Below are 17,653 nucleotides of genomic sequence, written 5' to 3' on the forward strand. Positions count from 1 at the left end.
TTCGGTAAGTAGCGCCTTCGGCAAGTAACGCCTTCGGCAAGTGACGCTTGCCGCCCCGCCGTTCGCGGCGTACCCCCGGTCCGCCCGCCCGTACACCCGAGGTAGAAGAAACACATGACTCAGCCGCCCCAGCCCCCCCAGCAGCCCCCCAACGAGCCCCCACAGGGAGGCGGCTTCGGCGCCCCCCAGGACCCACCCCCGGGCGGCTACGGCACACCCCCGCCCCCACCCCCCGGCCAGCCGGCCTACGGCTACCCGCAGAACCCGGGTCAGCCTCCGCCCCCGCCCCAGGGCCAGCCGAGCTATGGCTACCCGCAGGCCCCGGGTCAGCCTCCGCCCCCGCCCCAGGGCCAGCCGGGCTACGGCTACCCGCAGGCCCCCGGCCAGCCCGGACAGCCCGGCCAGCCGACCCCGCCGCCGCAGTACGGCGCGTACCAGCAACAGCCGTACGGCGCACCGACGATGCCGCCCGGCGGCCCGGCCGGCGGTGGCGGCAAGAAGCTGAACACCCAGATGACGATCATCATCGCGGCGGTCGTCGCGGTGGTCCTGATCATCGGCGGTGGCGTGTGGTACGCGAACTCCGGTGACGACGGGGGCAAGCAGGACGAGTCCAAGAACTCCTCGGGTGGCACGGGCGGCGACGAGAAGTCGGCCGGGGGCGGCGGCAAGGAGAAGGCGCCGTCCGACCCGAACTCGAAGGTGCTGTTCCAGGTGCCCCAGCCGTCCCTGGGCAAGCTGAAGCAGGTCGATGCCCGCGGCTCCTGGCTCCACGACAAGGTGTACGCCGTGAGCGGCACCAGCCAGATCACCGGCTACGACGTCGACAGTGGCAAGGAAGCCTGGAAGCTGCCCCTGGACGGCCCGGCCTGCGGCTACTCCCGCGAGATCAGCGAGGACGGCCTCACGGCGGTGATCACGGGGTCGCAGAAGCCCAAGAACGAGGACGACTACTCCCCCTGTACTGAAGTCGTCGTGTTCGACGTGAAGTCGGGGGACAAGCTGTGGCAGAAGAACATCAAGGTCAGCAGCGAGCCGCTGGCCCTCGATGAGGCCACCATCACCGGCGGCACCCTCGCCGTCGCCAGCAGCACCAACGGTGGCGCGGCCTTCAACCTGAAGACCGGCAAGGAGCTGTGGAAGCCCAAGGCCAACGACACCTGCGAGGACGCCGGTTACGGCGGCGGCGAGCAGCTGGTCGCGCTGCGCCGGTGCGGCTCGTACGACAACCCGCGCCTCGAGGTGCAGCTCCTCGACCAGGTGAGCGGCAAGCCCAAGTGGTCGCACAAGGTGAGCCCCGGCATCCAGTACGCGAACATCGTGTCCACCAAGCCCGTGGTGTACGGCGTCAGTTCGACCAACGAGGCCGCCGGTCCGACGGACTACTTCACCCTCGACGAGAAGACCGGCGCGATGCGCTCCAAGATCGCGGTCGACCCCAAGAAGTATCTGCGCACCTGCCAGACGACCGAGGTGTACAGCTGCCGGAACGTCGCGGTGGCGGGGGACCGGCTCTTCCTGGCCACCTTCCAGCACCGTGGCGCCAGCGGTGACATCGGTCTGACCAACGAAGTCGTCGCGTTCGACCTGGCCACCGGCAAGTCCGTGGCCGGCAAGACCGACGCGGGCCCGGCGTGGACGCTGTACCCGCTGCGGGCCGACGGCAACAACGTCATCGCGTACAAGCGCCCGCCGTACAACCAGGGCGGCCAGGTCGTCTCGATCGACGGCAGCACGCTGAAGGAGACCGTCCTCCTCAAGAACCCCGCCGACGAATCGGTCCGGAAGGCGGAGACCTCGTTCGTGCCCGACGGCGACGAGATGCTCTACGGCGACGGCAAGCTGTTCCTCGCCCAGAAGATCGTGAGTGAGCGCAGCAGCAGCCTGGACACCGAGAAGCCCCTCGCCATCGGGTTCGGAGCCGAGTAGGGCCTGGTCCCGCCGGACAGGACCGAGCCTGCCCCCACCACTCTTGTGAGGTACACGCCATGCCCCAGCCGCCCCAGCCACCCCCGCCGCCGGGCGGGCCCCCGCAGGGCGGCTTCGGCCCACCACCTCCGCCACCCCCGTCGGCTCCGTACGGCGCGTACCAGCAACAGCCGTACGGCGCACCGACGATGCCGCCGGGCGGCCCGTCCGGCGGGGGTGGCGGCAGGAAGCAGAACACCCAGATGGTGATCATCATCGCGGCGGTCGTCGCGGTGGTCCTGCTCGTCGGTGGTGGTGTCTGGTACCTGAACTCCACCGCCGACGGGGGCCGTAAGGACGAGTCCAAGGGCTCCTCGGGCGCCCCCAAGCGCCCCAGCGGCGGCGCGACGGAGAAGCCACCGTCCGACCCCAAGGGCAAGCTCCTGTTCCGGCTGCCCAAGCCGGACCTGGGCAAGGTGGAACAGATCGACACCCGGGGCTCCTGGCTCACCGACACCGTGTACGCCAAGAGCGGCCACAGCGAGGTCGGCGGCTACGACCCCGACAGTGGCAAGGAGCTCTGGAAGCTCCCACTGGACGGCGCGGCCTGCGCAGCCTCCCGCGAGGTGAGCGAGGACGGGTACGCGGTGGTGATCACTGAGCCGCAGAAGCGGAAGAAGTCGGGCGACGTATTCGGTTGCAGCGAGGTCGTCGTGTTCGACGTGAACTCGGGGACCAAGCTGTGGCAGCGGAGTGCCAAGGTCGGCTCCGACAAGCTGCCCTTCAAGGAGGCCACCATCGCCAAGGGCACCGTCGCCGTTGGCGGCACTTACGGCGGTGCGGCCTTCGACTTGAAGAGCGGCAAGGAGCGGTGGCAGCCCAAGGCCACTGACACCTGCATGGACGACGGCTACGCCGGCGGAGAGCGCCTCATCGCGGTGCGCCGTTGTGGCGAGTACTCCGAGCCGCGCCTGGAGGTGCAGCTGCTCGACCCGGTCTCCGGGAAGCCGAAGTGGTCGCACAAGGTGAGCCGAGGCATTCAGCACGTCAGTGTCGTTTCGACGGAGCCGCTGGTGTACGCGGTGAGTGCGACCAACGAGGTTGCGGGCCCGACGGACTACTTCGTCCTCGACGAGAAGACCGGCGCGATGCAGACCAAGATCGCCGTGGACCCGGAGCGGTATCAGTCCACCTGCAATTCGACTGAGGTCTTTCTGTGCAGGCACGTCGCCGTCACCGATACCCGGCTCTTCCTGGCCACAAAAGACCACCAGAACGACACCGGTAACGGCTCGACGAACGAGCTAGTCGCGTTCGATCTGGCCTCCGGCAAGTCGGTCGCCGGCAAGGTCGACGCGGGGGCGGGCAGGTTCTACCCCTTGCGGGCCGATGGGGACAACGTCATCGCGTTCCGGGCGGGGGCGTCGGATCACGTGATGTCAATCGACGGTGCCACGCGCAAGCGGACGGTGCTCCTCAAGCTGCCGGATGGCGTCGCCGGCCTCGGGCCTGATACGAGCGAACTTCTCTACGGCAACGGCAGGTTGTTCTTCGCCACGCCGATCTTGGGGAGCGGCTTCGGTGACGAGGAGGAGTTCCTCGCGCAGGGTTACGGCGCCCGATAAGACCTCCACACCAACCAAACACCGAGGCCCCTCCGGGCGGGGCCGCAGTTTCTCCAGAGCCGTATAGGGCCCCGCCGCCCGCGTTCCGAATGGCTGGGAATTCGGCACTCCTAGGGACTTCCGGCCGGTAGGGGCGCGTAACGTCGAACGAGCGTGTAGCTTCCGGGGGATGGAGGGCCGGGGTTGGGGGCTCGGGTGTTGTGGTCGGTGGGGGAGCCAGGGGGTCGTGCATGGGTGTGCGTCTGATGGTGGTCGACGATCACCGCCTGCTCGCCGAGGCGCTCGCCTCGGCCCTGAAGCTGCGCGGCCACCGCGTGCTCGCCGCCACCGCGCCCCCCGCCGGTGCGGCCGAGCTCGTGGTGCAGCGTGCTCCCGAGGTGTGTCTGCTGGGCACGGCGATGCCCGCGGAGCCGGGGATCTTCGACCCCGTGGTCCGGATCAAGCGGGAGCGGCCGCAGGTCGCGGTCGTGGTGCTCGGGCCCGTGCCCTCGCCCCGTGGCATCGCCGCCGCCTTCGCCGCCGGTGCCTCCGGTTACGTACGTCATGACGAGCGGATCGAGGGCGTTGAGCGGGCCCTTATGAAGGCCAGGGCGGGGGAGGCGGCGGTCGCGCCCGCGCTGCTGCAGGGGGCGTTCGCCGAGTTGCTCAACCCGGCCGCCCAGCCCGATGACGAGGGGCAGCGGCTGCTGCAGATGCTGACGCCTCGTGAGGTCGAGGTGCTTGTGCGGGTTGCCGATGGGGAGGACACGCGGCTCATCGCGGCCGGGATGGGGATAGCGCCCTCCACCGCCCGGACCCACGTTCAGCGGGTGCTGATGAAGCTGGGCGTCGGGTCCCGGCTTGAAGCGGCTGCTCTTGCCGCTCGCACCGGGCTTCTTGAACGTGCCGGTCCTGTGGTGTCCACCCGTGTGGACAGCCGTACGCCGACGGGGCCGGAGTCACCCGAATCCGCAACGGAATCCGCATCCGAATCCGCATCTGAATCCGCATCCGAATCCGAACTCGAGCGGTGAACTCCGGCCCCCTGCCCCCTGCCCCCGTGCCCAGGGGCGGCCAGGGCTAAGGCCACTACTCCGACACCGCGTCCTGCGGAGGCGTCGCCGTCTCCGCCGGGCGCAGCTTCATCCAGGCCAGGAAGAACAGGCCCAGGGCCAGCATCCCGAGGCCCGTCCACAGGTTGATGTTGATGCCCTCGGCCTTCTTCAAGTCGGCCTCGGACGCGGTGAATCCGGCGATCGTCACGATCACGCCGTAGACGGCGAACAGGCCGCCGATGATCCGCCGGATGTCGAAGAGCCGGGCGGCGGTCGCCGACTTGGACTCCAACTCGGAGACTTCGCGGTGCAGTTCGGATTCAGACATGGTTCTCTGAGCCTCCGATCGGTCAGAAGGAGTACGGGATGTAGCAGGCGGCAGCGAGGACGATCGCGCCCCAGCCGAGCAGTGCGGGCTTGCGGTACCAGGCCAGGTCGCCCTCCCCGGGGAGCTCCTCCATGCCGGGCGACTTCGTGCCGTACACCAGACCGGCGAGCTGGGCCTCCGGCTTGGGCGCGGTGAACAGCGTGACCAGGACCATCACCACGGCACCGGCGACGAAACCGACGATCGCGGAGACGAAGTTGGCGCCCTGGTCGGTGGGGATGGCGATGACGCCCTGCTTGTAGATGATGAAGTAGTTGACCATCGCGGCCGTGGTGCCCGCGACCAGACCCCACACACCGGATTTCATCGAGGCCCGCTTCCAGAACATGCCGATGATGAAGACCACGAACATCGGGACGTTGAAGAAGGAGAAGAGGGTCTGCAGGTAGCCCATGATGTTGCTGAAGCTGGCGGCCAGGAAGGCCGTGCCGATCGAGGCCAGGACGCCTATGGCCGTGATCAGGCGGCCGAACTTCAAGTAGTACGTGTCGTCGCGGCCCTTGACCACGTACTTCGCCCAGATGTCCGACGTGAACACGGTGTTGAAGGACGAGACGTTCGCCGCCATGCCCGCCATGAACGCGGCGAGCAGACCGGTCACCGCGATGCCGAGGACGCCGTTGGGCAGCAGTTCCTGCATGAGGAGTGGGATCGCGTCGTTGTAGGTGAGGTCCGAGCCCGCTGTGCCGATCTTCGGCACCAGGACCGCCGCGACCAGGCCCGGGATCATCACCAGGAAGACGATGAACATCTTCGGGAACGCGGCGATCAGCGGGGTCCGCTTGGCCGCGGAGAGGTTCTTGGCGGACAGGGCGCGCTGCACCTCGGCGAAGTTGGTGGTCCAGTAGCCGAAGGAGAGGACGAAGCCCAGGCCGAGCACGATGGTCAGCCAGTTCGCGCCGAGCGGGTTGGCGTCCCCGATGCCCGTACCGCCCCAGGCGGTGAGGAAGTTGTCGCCGCGGCCCTGGGTCAGGTTGTCGCTCAGTCCGTCCCAGCCGCCGACCCGCTTGAGGCCGAGCAGGGTCAGGGGTATCAGCGCGGCGAGGATCACGAAGAACTGCAGGACCTCGTTGTAGATCGCCGAGGACAACCCGCCGATGGTGATGTAGGCGAGCACGAAGAAACCGGCGACGACGATGGACACCCACTGCGGCCAGCCGAGCAGCGCCTCGACCACGATTGACAGGGCGTAGAGGTTGACGCCCGCGATCAGGATCGACGCGAAGGCGAACAGGACCGAACTGAGCAGGTGCGCCGACTTGTCGAAGCGCTGGAGCAGGAACTCCGGCACGCTGCGGACCTTCGAGCCGTAGTAGAACGGCATCATCACCAGGCCCAGGAAGACCATGGCCGGGATGGCGCCGATCCAGTACCAGTGCACGACGGCGACGCCGTACTGGGCGCCGGTCGCCGCCATGCCGAGGATCTCGGTGGCGCCCAGGTTGGCCGCCACGAAGGCGAGGCCGGTGACCCAGGCGGGCAGCGAACGCCCGGAGAGGAAGAAGTCGAGGCTGGTCTTGACGCTCCGCCGGGCGGCGAATCCGATGCCGAGGACCACGACGAAGTAGATCGCCAGGAGCGTGTAGTCCAGACCGTTGGTAGGGAGACGAAGCCCTTCGGCCAGGTAATGCATGGGGAAACTCGCTTCGTTGCGCGAACGTATCGGTCCGGAACCTAGCTCCTCGGCTTCGAAAAATGAACAGTTCTGTTGATGCTGTTTGTTTGATTGTGATGAGCGCGTGATGGCGCACGTCCCAGGCCCTGAAGATCCGGAAGGGTCAGGCACGGCCATTGACGTAGCTGTTTGCTCGTGGTTTGTTGTGTGCGGTTATGTTTGATGGGTGGTTGGTGAGGAGTCCCGTGTGAAGAAGACCTCGACCCGGCTCGCCGACGGTCGTGAGCTCATGTACTACGACCTGCGCGACGACGTCGTACGCGACGCCGTGGACCGCAGGCCGCTCGACCCCACCGCCACCACGTCCGAGGTGCGCCACGACCGGCTCCTCGACGACGACGTCGCCATCGCCTCGCACCGGCAGGGCCGCACCTACCACCCGCCCGCCGACCAGTGCCCGCTCTGCCCCTCGCAGGGCGAGCGGCTCAGCGAGATCCCCGACTCCTCGTACGACGTCGTGGTCTTCGAGAACCGCTTCCCCTCGCTCGCGGGCGACACCGGCCGCTGCGAGGTGGTCTGCTTCACCCCCGACCACGACGCGTCCTTCGCCGACCTCACCGAGGAACAGGCCGGGCTCGTCCTGGAGGCCTGGACCGACCGCACCGCCGAGCTCGCGCACCGGCCCGAGGTCGCACAGGTCTTCTGCTTCGAGAACCGCGGCGCCGAGATAGGCGTGACCCTCGGCCACCCGCACGGCCAGATCTACGCCTACCCCTTCACCACCCCGCGCACCGACCGGATGCTCCGCTCCCTCGCCGCACACCGCGAGCGCACCGGCGGGCGTACGGGCGGGCGCACCGGCGGACGTACCGGGGGCGGCCGCAACCTCTTCGACGACATGCTCGCCGAGGAACTCGCCGCCGAACGCGTGGTCCTCGAGGGCGAGCACTGGGTGGCCTTCGTGCCGTACGCCGCCCACTGGCCGTACGAAGTGCACCTCTACCCCCGGCGCCGCGTCCCGGACCTGCTCGCGCTCGACGACGCGGCCCGCACCGAGTTCCCCCAGGTCTATCTGGAACTCTTGCGACGCTTCGACCGGCTCTTCGACCGGACCGTCGGCGGTCCGGAAAGCCCGGGGCACGCCCCGACTCCGTACATCTCGGCCTGGCACCAGGCCCCGTTCACCGGCCTGGAGAAGTACGGCGTCGACCGGGGCGAGTTCGCGCTCCACCTCGAGCTTTTCACCATTCGCCGCACTTCCGGCAAGCTGAAGTTTCTCGCGGGTTCCGAATCCGGCATGAACGTGTTCATCAACGACGTGCCGCCGGAAGCCGCGGCCCAGCGACTGCGAGAGGTAGCGAGTTCATGAGCGGGAAGTACCTGGTCACCGGTGGCGCCGGCTATGTCGGCAGCGTGGTCGCGGCCCATCTCCTCGAGGCGGGCCATCGCGTCACCGTCCTGGACAACCTCTCCACCGGCTTCCGCGAGGGCGTCCCCGCGGGCGCCGAGTTCATCGAGGGCGACATCCGCGACGCCGCGAAGTGGCTCGACGCCAGCTATGACGCCGTCCTGCACTTCGCCGCCTTCTCGCAGGTCGGTGAGTCCGTCGTGAAGCCCGAGAAGTACTGGGACAACAACGTCGGCGGCACCATGGCGCTGCTCGCCGCCATGCGCGAGGCCGGGGTGCGCAAGCTGGTCTTCTCCTCCACGGCGGCGACGTACGGCGAACCGGTGAACACCCCCATCACCGAGTCCGACCCGACCGCCCCGACCAGCCCCTACGGCGCCTCCAAGCTCGCCGTCGACCACATGATCACCGGCGAGTGCGGGGCGCACGGCCTGGCAGCGGTGTCCCTTCGCTACTTCAACGTCGCGGGCGCATACAGCACGCTTTCCCATGTCACTGTCGGTGAGCGGCACGACCCCGAGTCGCACCTCATTCCGTTGGTCCTCCAGGTAGCCCTGGGCGAGCGCGAGTCCATCTCGATCTTCGGTGACGACTACCCGACCCCGGACGGCACCTGCGTACGCGACTACATCCACGTCGCCGACCTCGCCGACGCCCACCTGCTCGCCCTCGACGCGGCCCGCGACGGCGAGCACCTGATCTGCAACCTCGGCAACGGCAACGGCTTCTCGGTCCGCGAGGTCATCGAGACCGTCCGCGAGGTCACCGGCCACCCGATCCCCGAGGTCGTGGCCCCGCGCCGGGGCGGCGACCCGGCCGTCCTCGTCGCCTCCGCGGCCACCGCGCACGAGCGCCTCGGCTGGCGGCCCAAGCGCGCGGACCTCGCAGGCATCGTGGCGGACGCGTGGACGTTCACCCAGTCGGTACGCGGCACGGAGGGGAAGCAAGCATGACGGCAGTGGTCGAGGGCGACCAGGGGACGGCGGCCGCGGTCGCGGCGGCCTTCCGTGAGCTGTACGGGCGGACGCCGGACGGGGTCTGGTCGGCGCCCGGGCGGGTCAACCTGATCGGTGAACACACCGACTACAACGACGGTTTCGTGATGCCCTTCGCGCTGCCGCACACCGCGGTGGCCGCGGTCGCGCGCCACGACGACGGCGTCCTGCGGGTCCACTCCGCCGACATCGACGGCGACGCGGCGGGCCCCATCGAGCTGCCGGTCGCCGACCTCGCGCCCGGCGGCCCCGGCACCGGCACCGGCGCCTGGACGGACTACGTCGCGGGCGTGCTGTGGGCGCTGCGGGACGCGGGCCACCCGGTGGCGGGCGGCGCGGACGTGCACCTGGCATCGACGGTGCCGACGGGCGCGGGCCTGTCGTCCTCGGCGGCCCTGGAGATCGTCACCGCGCTCGCCCTCAGCGACCTGTACGAACTCGGTCTCGCGCGCTGGCAGTTGGCCCGCCTGTGCCAGCGCGCCGAGAACGTCTACGTCGGCGCGCCCACCGGCATCATGGACCAGACGGCCTCGGCCTGCTGCACACCCGGCCACGCCCTGTTCCTCGACACAAGGGACCTCTCACAGCAGCAGATCCCCTTCGACCTGGCGGCCCACGGCCTGCGGCTCCTCGTCATCGACACCCGCGTCAAGCACGCGCACAGCAGCGGCGAGTACGGCAAGCGCCGGGCGGGCTGCGAACAGGGTGCGGCCGAACTGGACGTGACGGCCCTGCGGGACGTGGCGTACGACGACCTGCCGACGGCTCTGGAACGGCTCGCGGACCCCGAAGTGCGCCGCCTGGTACGGCACATCGTCACCGAGAACCGGCGCGTGGAACGGGTCGTCGAGCTGCTCTCGGCGGGCGAGGTGCGCGCCATCGGCCCGGTCCTGACCGAGGGCCACGCCTCGCTCCGCGACGACTTCCGCATCTCCTGCCCGGAGTTGGACCTGGCGGTCGACTCCGCCCTCGCGGCCGGTGCGCTCGGCGCCCGGATGACGGGCGGCGGCTTCGGCGGCTCGGCGATCGCGCTGGTGGCGGCCGGGGCGGTGGCGCCGGTGACGGAGGCGGTGAACTCGGCGTTCACGGCTGCGGGTTACCAGGAGCCCCGGGTCTTCACGGCGGTACCGTCGGCCGGGGCGCGGCGGGTCGAGTAAGCCGGAATTCACCCCCCGGACAACCAGTTCTGCAATTTTGCTTCCGCTCCCGGCCGCCATCCGTACTCTGATGCACAGCACCGGTGGGGGCCGGTGCTGATCAGGGGGCGAGACAGCCGGGTACGACGCCCGGAGTGGGGGTAACAGTCACAGCACGGCGGCGGCCGTGCCGCACCTGTGTCGATCCTGCACTTCGGGCGCCGTACCTGTGTTGAAGATCCATCTCCCGCCGGGGGGTCCGGGGAATCCCCGGAACAGGAAGCCTGGGGGTTTCACGTGGTTCGAATCCGGGTCCTGGTCGTAGACGACCACCGCATCTTCGCCGAGTCGCTCGCCGCCGCCCTGGCGGCCGAGCCCGATGTGGACGTGGCGGCGGCGGGCAGCGGCCCCGCTGCGCTGCGCTGCCTGGAGCGGGCGGCCACCGAGGGCCGCAGGTTCGACGTCCTGCTCGTCGACGCCGACCTGGGCGCGGCCCCGGCCCCGTCGCCGTCCCTGGCCGCCCCTTCGCTCAACGGCACCGACGGCACCCCGGTCGACGGCATCTCCCTGGTCTCCGGCATCCGCGCGACGCAGCCCGCCGTGCGCACTGTCGTCCTTGCCGAGCGCGACGACCCGCGCCGCGCCGCGCTCGCCCTCCAGGCCGGTGCCTCCGGCTGGGTCGCGAAGGACTGCTCACTGTCCCGGCTCCTTACGGTGATACGGGGCGTGCTGCGGGACGAGACGCATCTGCCGCCCGCCCTGCTCACCGGCGTACTCCGTGAGTTGACCGCCGCCCGCAAGCACCGCACCGAGAGCGAGCGGCTCGTCGAGTCGCTGACGCCGCGTGAGCGCGAGGTGCTGCGGTGCATGGTTGCGGGCCTGGGGCGCAAGGCCGTCGCCGAGCGCCTGTTCCTGTCTCCGCACACCGTTCGGACCCATATGCAGAACGTCCTCGGCAAACTGGGCGTCCACTCGACGCTGGCCGCTGTGGCGCTGGCTAGACGGGCGGGCGTGGGGCCCGTGGACGCGGCATCCACCCCGTCTGGCGTGTGAAATCCAGCCTGTCCGGCGTTTGAGGACGAGCCCCGTTCAGGGGCGAAAGGGGGGTCTGGGGGCGCAGCCCCCAGCTGCGGCCACCGAGCCAACGGAACGAAAACGTCTGACCTAGCCAGGAGTGTTATCGAACGGCGCCGTCAACTGCCGCAGCAACCCGGCAAGTTCCGCCCGCTCCCCACGGGACAACTGCGCCAGAATCGCGCGCTCCTGCGCGAGCAGTCCGGCCAGGGCCTGGTCGGCCCGGTCCCGGCCCTCCGGGGTCAGACGGACGAGGACCCCGCGCCGGTCGCTGGGGTCGGGCAGCCGTTCCACCAGGCCCTTCTTGGCGAGCCGGTCGATCCGGTTGGTCATCGTGCCGGAGGTGACCAGGGTCTGCGTGAGCAGTTGTCCCGGTGAGAGCTGGTACGGGGCGCCCGCGCGGCGCAGCGACGTGAGGACGTCGAACTCCCAGGGCTCCAGCTGGTGCTCGGAGAAGGCGAGGCGGCGGGCCCGGTCGAGGTGGCGGGCCAGCCTGCTGACCCGGCTCAGTACCTCGAGGGGTTCCACGTCGAGGTCAGGGCGCTCTCGGCGCCATGCCGCGACCAGCCGATCGACCTCGTCCTCCATGCCGATCAGTGTAGTGGGTCCCTCGACGTGAAGTCTCTTGACGTCGAGAGATATTCCGGGTTCCCTGTGGGCATCGTCGCGAAGCAAGCGTGTTCCACCAGTACGTTCGCACCTGGCAGGGAGCTCGAACATGCATTCCGACCCAACCTGGGATCCGCAACAGTACCTCCGGCACTCCGGTCACCGCACCCGCCCGTTCCTCGATCTGCTCGCCCGCATACCCGAGTTGCCCGCGGGCGACGGGCCGGGCGACGTCCCCCCGCGCATCGCCGACCTCGGCTGCGGCCCCGGCAATGTCACCGCGCTCCTGGCCGACCGTTGGCCGACCGCACACATCACCGGCTTCGACAGCTCCCCGCAGATGCTGGAGCAGGCCCAGAAGTACGCCGGCACCACACCCGGCGGCGGGCTGCTCGATTTCCGCCCGGCCGACGCCGCGCACTGGACACCCGATACGACCTACGACCTGATCGTTTCCAATGCCGCCCTCCAGTGGGTGCCCGGGCACCCCGAGTCCTTCCCCCTCTGGATCGAACGGCTGAGGCCCGGCGGCACCCTCGCCTTCCAGGTGCCCGGCAACTTCACCTCGCCCAGCCACGCCCTGCTCGGCGAGCTCTGCGAATCCCCGCGCTGGCGCGACCGGCTCGGCCCCCACGGGCGGCGTTTCGTACACATCCTGGAGCCCGCCGAGTATCTGAACCGGCTCGTCGACCTCGGCTGCACCACGGACGCCTGGGAAACCACGTACTCCCAGCTCCTCGCCGGAGAGGACCCGGTCCTCGACTGGGTCAAGGGCACCGCCCTGCGCCCGGTCCTCACCGAACTGGCCGACGACCCGGAGGCGGCCGAGGAGTTCCTCGCGGAGTACCGGGACGAGCTGCGCAAGGCGTACCCGCCGGGGCCGCACGGCACGGTGTTCCCATTTCGGCGGATCTTCGCGGTGGCGACAAAGGCGGGCTGACGCACCCGGGGCCCGGGGCGGCGCGCGCTCCGGACCCCGGCAGTCAGTTCTTGCGGTGCCCTATCAGCCGCGGCTTCGGCTCGAGCCCGTCGAGCCCGTGCCACGCCAGGTTCACCAGATGCGCCGCGACCTCGGCCTTCTTCGGCTTGCGCACGTCCAGCCACCACTGGCCGGTCAGCGCCACCATTCCCACCAGCGCCTGCGCGTACAGCGGCGCCAGCTTGGGGTCGAAGCCCCTGCCCTTGAACTCCATGCCGAGGATGTCCTCCACCTGCGTGGCGATATCGCTGATCAGCGAGGCGAAGGTGCCCGTCGACTGGGCGACCGGGGAGTCCCGGACCAGGATGCGGAAGCCGTCCGTGTACGTCTCGATGTAGTCGAGCAGCGCGAACGCCGCCTGCTCCAGGAGCTCCCGCGGGTGCCCCGCGGTCAGCGCGCCCGTCACCATGTCGAGGAGCTGCCGCATCTCACGGTCCACCACCACCGCGTACAGGCCCTCCTTGCCGCCGAAGTGCTCGTACACCACCGGCTTGGAGACCCCGGCCTTGGCCGCGATCTCCTCCACCGATGTGCCTTCGAAGCCCTTCTGGGCGAAGAGGGTGCGCCCGATGTCCAGCAACTGCTGACGCCGCTCGGCACCCGTCATCCGGGTACGGCGGGTACGCCGGGGTTTGTCAGGCTTGTCCGCGGAACTGCCACTGATGTTCGGGTCGCTCGCCACGCCCTCCATCATGCCCGGTCGGCGTCATGCCGCGTCGGCGGGCCGAGTCTTGCGCCGGGAATCGATCCGGGACTGTGACGGCCAGCGCACGTCGTACGCCCAGCCGAACTGCTCGAACCAGCGGATCAGACGGGCCGACGAGTCCAGCTGGCCCTTCATCACCCCGTGCCGGGCCGACGTCGGGTCCGCGTGGTGCAGGTTGTGCCAGGACTCCCCGCAGGACAGGATCGCCAGCCACCACACGTTCCCCGAGCGGTCCCGGGACTTGAACGGGCGCTTGCCGACCGCATGGCAGATGGAATTGATCGACCACGTCACGTGATGCAGCAAAGCCACTCGTACGAGTGAGCCCCAGAAGAAGGCCGTGAAGGCACCCCACCACGACATCGTGACCAGACCGCCCACCAGCGGCGGAAGCGCCAGCGACACCGCGGTCCACAGCACGAACTGGCGGGAGATCCGGCGGATCGTCGCGTCCTTGATCAGATCGGGCGCGTACTTCTCCTGCGAGGTCTGCTCCTCGTCGAACATCCAGCCCACATGGGCCCACCACAGGCCCTTGAGCAGCGCCGGAACCGTCTCCCCGTACCGCCACGGCGAGTGCGGGTCGCCCTCCGCGTCGGAGAACTTGTGGTGCTTACGGTGATCGGCCACCCAGCGCACCAGCGGGCCCTCCACGGCCATCGAGCCCGCGACCGCCAGGGCGATCTTCAGCGGCCGCTTGGCCTTGAACGAACCGTGCGTGAAATGCCGGTGGAAACCGATCGTGATGCCGTGGCACCCCAGGTAGTACATGCCGATGAGCAGGCCCAGATCCAGCCAGCTCACCCCCCAGCCCCAGGCCAGCGGCACCGCCGCGACCAGGGCCAGGAACGGCACGGTGATGAAGAGCAGCAGCGTGATCTGCTCGACCGACCGCTTCTGCTCGCCGCCGAGGGTGGCCGAGGGCAGCTCTGCGGCGGACTGCGAGCCGGACTGCGAGCCGGAGGCGGACGCCGCCGCAGCGCCGTCCGGGGCGCTGTCCGGGGCGGCATCGGTCACATCGGAGCTCGGTTTGAGTTCGGAGCTCGTCGTCATGGGCGTCCCCTGTGGGGTCGAGGGTTTTCGGCAGGTCAGCCGGGTGACGGGATTTCTTGCCGTGCCAAAGCGGTCCACACACCGCCTTTCCGCGCCTTTCCTACGGTCCCGTAACCTACGGCGTCGTAAGTATGGGCAGTGCTCACGCGGGCGGCAAGCGGCCACCGGCGGGTGGCGGGCGGTCGGGTCCTATCCTGGTTGCGTCGGACAGCGTGGTCCGCTCTGAGTCTTCCCCGGAATACCTAGGCCCTCCCTAAAGGCCCAGGTTCCCCGGTCCCCCCTCCAGAAGCGCGCAATTTGCAAGGAGCCGCACCTGTGAGCAGTGCCGACCACCAGACCAACCAGACCGGCGCAGAGCTGCGCGCCGACATCCGGCGCCTCGGCGACCTGCTCGGCGAGACCCTCGTACGCCAAGAAGGACCCGAGCTCCTCGAACTCGTCGAGCGCGTCAGAGCCCTCACCCGGGAGGACGGCGAGGCCGCCGCCCGGCTGCTCGGCGAGACCGAGCTGGAGACCGCGGCCAAGCTGGTCCGCGCCTTCTCCACCTACTTCCACCTGGCCAACGTCACCGAGCAGGTACACCGCGGCCGCGAGCTCGCCGCCATCCGCGACGCCGAGGGCGGCACCCTCGCCCGCACCGCCGACATGCTCAAGGACGCCGACCCGGCGCACCTGCGCCAGACCGTCGAGCACCTCAACGTCCGGCCGGTCTTCACCGCACACCCCACCGAGGCCGCCCGCCGCTCCGTCCTCACCAAGCTGCGCCGCATCGCCGCGCTCCTGGAATCCCCGCGCTCCGCGGCCGACCGCCGCCGCCTCGACCTGCGCCTGGCCGAGAACATCGACCTCGTCTGGCAGACCGACGAGCTCCGCGTGGTCCGCCCCGAGCCCGCCGACGAGGCCCGCAACGCCATCTACTACCTCGACGAGCTGCACACCGGCGCCGTCGGCGACGTCCTCGAGGACCTCACCGCCGAACTGGAGCGCGCCGGGGTCGAGCTGCCCCCCGGCACCCGCCCGCTCACCTTCGGCACCTGGATCGGCGGCGACCGCGACGGCAACCCCAACGTCACCCCCCAGGTCACCTGGGACGTCCTGATCCTCCAGCACGAGCACGGCATCACCGACGCCCTCGAACTCGTCGACCACCTGCGCGGACTGCTCTCCAACTCGATCCGCTACGCGGGCGCCACCGAAGAGCTCCTCACCTCCCTCCAGACCGACCTGGAGCGCCTGCCGGAGATCAGCCCCCGCTACAAGCGCCTCAACTCCGAGGAGCCCTACCGCCTCAAGGCCACCTGCGTCCGGCAGAAGCTCCTCAACACCCGAGAGCGCCTCGCCAAGGGCATCCCGCACGAGCCCGGCCGCGACTACCTCGGCACGTCCGAGCTCCTGCACGACCTCACCCTCATCCAGACCTCGCTGCGCGAGCACCGCGGCGGCCTCTTCGCCGACGGCCGGATGGACCGCACCATCCGCACCCTCGCCGCGTTCGGCCTCCAGCTGGCCACCATGGACGTACGCGAGCACGCCGACGCCCACCACCACGCGCTCGGCCAGCTCTTCGACCGGCTCGGCGAGGAGTCCTGGCGGTACGCCGACATGCCGCGCGAATACCGGCAGAAGCTGCTCGCCAAGGAGCTGCGCTCCCGCCGCCCGCTCGCACCCAGCCCCGCCCCGCTCGACGCCGCCGGAGAGAAGACCCTCGGCGTCTTCGAGACGGTCAAGAAGGCCCTGAAGGTCTTCGGCCCCGAGGTCATCGAGTCGTACATCATCTCCATGTGCCAGGGCGCCGACGACGTCTTCGCCGCGGCCGTGCTCGCGCGCGAGGCGGGCCTGATCGACCTGCACGCGGGCTGGGCGAAGATCGGCATCGTGCCGCTCCTGGAGACCACCGACGAGCTCCGCGCCGCCGACGTCATCCTCGACGAGATGCTCGCCGACCCCTCGTACCGCCGCCTCGTCTCGCTGCGCGGCGACGTCCAGGAGGTCATGCTCGGCTACTCGGACTCGTCGAAGTTCGGCGGCATCACGACCTCCCAGTGGGAGATCCACCGGGCGCAGCGCCGCCTGCGCGATGTCGCGCACCGGTACGGCGTACGCCTGCGGCTCTTCCACGGCCGTGGCGGCACCGTCGGCCGCGGCGGCGGCCCCTCGCACGACGCGATCCTCGCCCAGCCGTGGGGCACCCTCGAGGGCGAGATCAAGGTGACCGAGCAGGGCGAGGTCATCTCCGACAAGTACCTGGTGCCTTCGCTGGCCCGGGAGAACCTCGAACTGACCGTCGCCGCAACGCTGCAGGCCTCCGCCCTGCACACCGCGCCCCGCCAGTCCGACGAGGCCCTGGCCCGCTGGGACGCCGCGATGGACACCGTCTCGGACGCCGCGCACTCCGCCTACCGGCGCCTGGTCGAGGACCCGGACCTGCCCGCGTACTTCTTCGCCTCCACGCCCGTCGACCAGCTCGCCGACCTGCACCTGGGCTCGCGCCCGTCCCGCCGCCCCGACTCCGGCGCCGGTCTGGACGGGCTCCGCGCCATCCCGTGGGTCTTCGGCTGGACCCAGTCGCGGCAGATCGTGCCCGGCTGGTTCGGCGTGGGATCGGGCCTCAAGGCCCTCAGGGAAGCCGGTCTCGACACCGTGCTCGACGAGATGTACGAGCACTGGCACTTCTTCCAGAACTTCATCTCCAACGTCGAGATGACGCTCGCCAAGACCGACCTGCGGATCGCCCGGCACTACGTCGACACACTCGTGCCGGACGAGCTCAAGCACGTCTTCGCCACCATCGAGGCCGAGCACGAGCTCACCGTGCAAGAGGTGCTGCGGATCACCGGCGGCGAGAAGCTGCTCGACGAGCAGCCCGTCCTCCAGCAGACGTTCGCGATCCGCGACGCCTACCTCGACCCCATCTCCTACCTCCAGGTCTCGCTGCTCAAGCGCCAGCGCGACGCGGCCGCCGCGGGCGTCGAGCCCGACCCGCTGCTCGCCCGCGCCCTGCTCCTGACCGTCAACGGCGTGGCGGCGGGGCTGCGCAACACCGGCTGACCGCAGGGGAGTTGCACATACTGCGCGTACTGCGCGTACTGCGCATACGACGGTGCCCGGCACGGATCGCTTCCG

General features: G+C 69.8%; 14 protein-coding genes. 9 read left to right on the forward strand and 5 right to left on the reverse strand.

Going from position 1 to position 17,653, the window contains the following annotated elements:
• The first annotated feature begins 114 nt into the window (after window positions 1-114).
• From ACWD10_RS03295 to ACWD10_RS03305, 3 genes are all read left to right on the forward strand, one after another.
• Window positions 115-1,929 (forward strand): outer membrane protein assembly factor BamB family protein, encoded by a 1,815-nt coding sequence (locus ACWD10_RS03295; RefSeq protein ID WP_451086425.1) that lies wholly within the window; start codon window positions 115-117, stop codon window positions 1,927-1,929.
• 59 nt (window positions 1,930-1,988) lie between these two features.
• Window positions 1,989-3,533, forward strand: coding sequence for an outer membrane protein assembly factor BamB family protein (locus tag ACWD10_RS03300; protein WP_451086427.1), 1,545 nt, complete (start codon window positions 1,989-1,991; stop codon window positions 3,531-3,533).
• A gap of 230 nt (window positions 3,534-3,763) precedes the next feature.
• Window positions 3,764-4,546 carry a LuxR C-terminal-related transcriptional regulator gene (locus ACWD10_RS03305; protein WP_451086429.1) on the forward strand — a complete coding sequence of 261 codons (783 nt, stop codon included), beginning with the start codon at window positions 3,764-3,766 and terminating at the stop codon, window positions 4,544-4,546.
• Between the two features lie 55 nt (window positions 4,547-4,601).
• Here the strand turns inward: ACWD10_RS03305 and ACWD10_RS03310 are convergent, their stop codons facing one another.
• Both ACWD10_RS03310 and ACWD10_RS03315 read right to left on the reverse strand, forming a co-directional pair.
• The gene (locus ACWD10_RS03310) at window positions 4,602-4,895 is read right to left on the reverse strand and encodes a hypothetical protein (RefSeq protein ID WP_451086431.1); all 294 of its coding nucleotides are present in this window, start codon (window positions 4,893-4,895) and stop codon (window positions 4,602-4,604) included.
• A 22-nt stretch (window positions 4,896-4,917) separates the two neighbouring features.
• Complete coding sequence (locus tag ACWD10_RS03315; protein WP_451086433.1) at window positions 4,918-6,588, reverse strand: sodium:solute symporter family protein; 1,671 nt, start codon at window positions 6,586-6,588, stop codon at window positions 4,918-4,920.
• Between the two features lie 229 nt (window positions 6,589-6,817).
• Between ACWD10_RS03315 and galT the strand changes: the two genes are divergently transcribed.
• The 4 genes from galT to ACWD10_RS03335 all read left to right on the forward strand — a co-directional run bounded on the left by galT (window position 6,818) and on the right by ACWD10_RS03335 (window position 11,162).
• Window positions 6,818-7,939 carry a galactose-1-phosphate uridylyltransferase gene (gene galT, locus ACWD10_RS03320; protein WP_451086435.1) on the forward strand — a complete coding sequence of 374 codons (1,122 nt, stop codon included), beginning with the start codon at window positions 6,818-6,820 and terminating at the stop codon, window positions 7,937-7,939.
• On the forward strand, window positions 7,936-8,931 hold the full coding sequence (galE, locus tag ACWD10_RS03325; RefSeq protein WP_451086437.1) for a UDP-glucose 4-epimerase GalE: 996 nt from the start codon (window positions 7,936-7,938) through the stop codon (window positions 8,929-8,931). Before galT ends, galE begins: the two co-directional genes overlap by 4 nt.
• Window positions 8,928-10,130, forward strand: a complete 1,203-nt coding sequence (gene galK / locus ACWD10_RS03330; protein WP_451086439.1) for a galactokinase — start codon at window positions 8,928-8,930, stop codon at window positions 10,128-10,130. Before galE ends, galK begins: the two co-directional genes overlap by 4 nt.
• A gap of 276 nt (window positions 10,131-10,406) precedes the next feature.
• On the forward strand, window positions 10,407-11,162 hold the full coding sequence (locus ACWD10_RS03335; protein ID WP_451086441.1) for a LuxR C-terminal-related transcriptional regulator: 756 nt from the start codon (window positions 10,407-10,409) through the stop codon (window positions 11,160-11,162).
• 111 nt (window positions 11,163-11,273) lie between these two features.
• On the opposite strand, the gene ACWD10_RS03340 is transcribed toward ACWD10_RS03335, so the two are convergent.
• A complete protein-coding gene (locus tag ACWD10_RS03340; RefSeq protein ID WP_451086443.1) occupies window positions 11,274-11,771 on the reverse strand; it encodes a MarR family winged helix-turn-helix transcriptional regulator in 498 nt (165 codons plus the stop codon).
• Window positions 11,772-11,901: 130 nt separating this feature from the next.
• Between ACWD10_RS03340 and ACWD10_RS03345 the strand changes: the two genes are divergently transcribed.
• Window positions 11,902-12,732 carry a trans-aconitate 2-methyltransferase gene (locus tag ACWD10_RS03345; protein ID WP_451086445.1) on the forward strand — a complete coding sequence of 277 codons (831 nt, stop codon included), beginning with the start codon at window positions 11,902-11,904 and terminating at the stop codon, window positions 12,730-12,732.
• A gap of 43 nt (window positions 12,733-12,775) precedes the next feature.
• Here ACWD10_RS03345 and ACWD10_RS03350 read toward each other — a convergent pair whose 3' ends face one another.
• Both ACWD10_RS03350 and ACWD10_RS03355 read right to left on the reverse strand, forming a co-directional pair.
• Window positions 12,776-13,465 carry a TetR family transcriptional regulator gene (locus tag ACWD10_RS03350; protein WP_451086447.1) on the reverse strand — a complete coding sequence of 230 codons (690 nt, stop codon included), beginning with the start codon at window positions 13,463-13,465 and terminating at the stop codon, window positions 12,776-12,778.
• Between the two features lie 12 nt (window positions 13,466-13,477).
• Complete coding sequence (locus ACWD10_RS03355; protein ID WP_451086449.1) at window positions 13,478-14,530, reverse strand: acyl-CoA desaturase; 1,053 nt, start codon at window positions 14,528-14,530, stop codon at window positions 13,478-13,480.
• 315 nt (window positions 14,531-14,845) lie between these two features.
• Here ACWD10_RS03355 and ppc point away from each other — a divergent pair, with 315 nt between their 5' ends.
• Window positions 14,846-17,578, forward strand: coding sequence for a phosphoenolpyruvate carboxylase (gene ppc, locus ACWD10_RS03360; protein WP_451086451.1), 2,733 nt, complete (start codon window positions 14,846-14,848; stop codon window positions 17,576-17,578).
• Window positions 17,579-17,653 lie beyond the last annotated feature (75 nt).

The sequence above is a fragment of the Streptomyces sp. NPDC002851 genome, assembly GCF_053591935.1.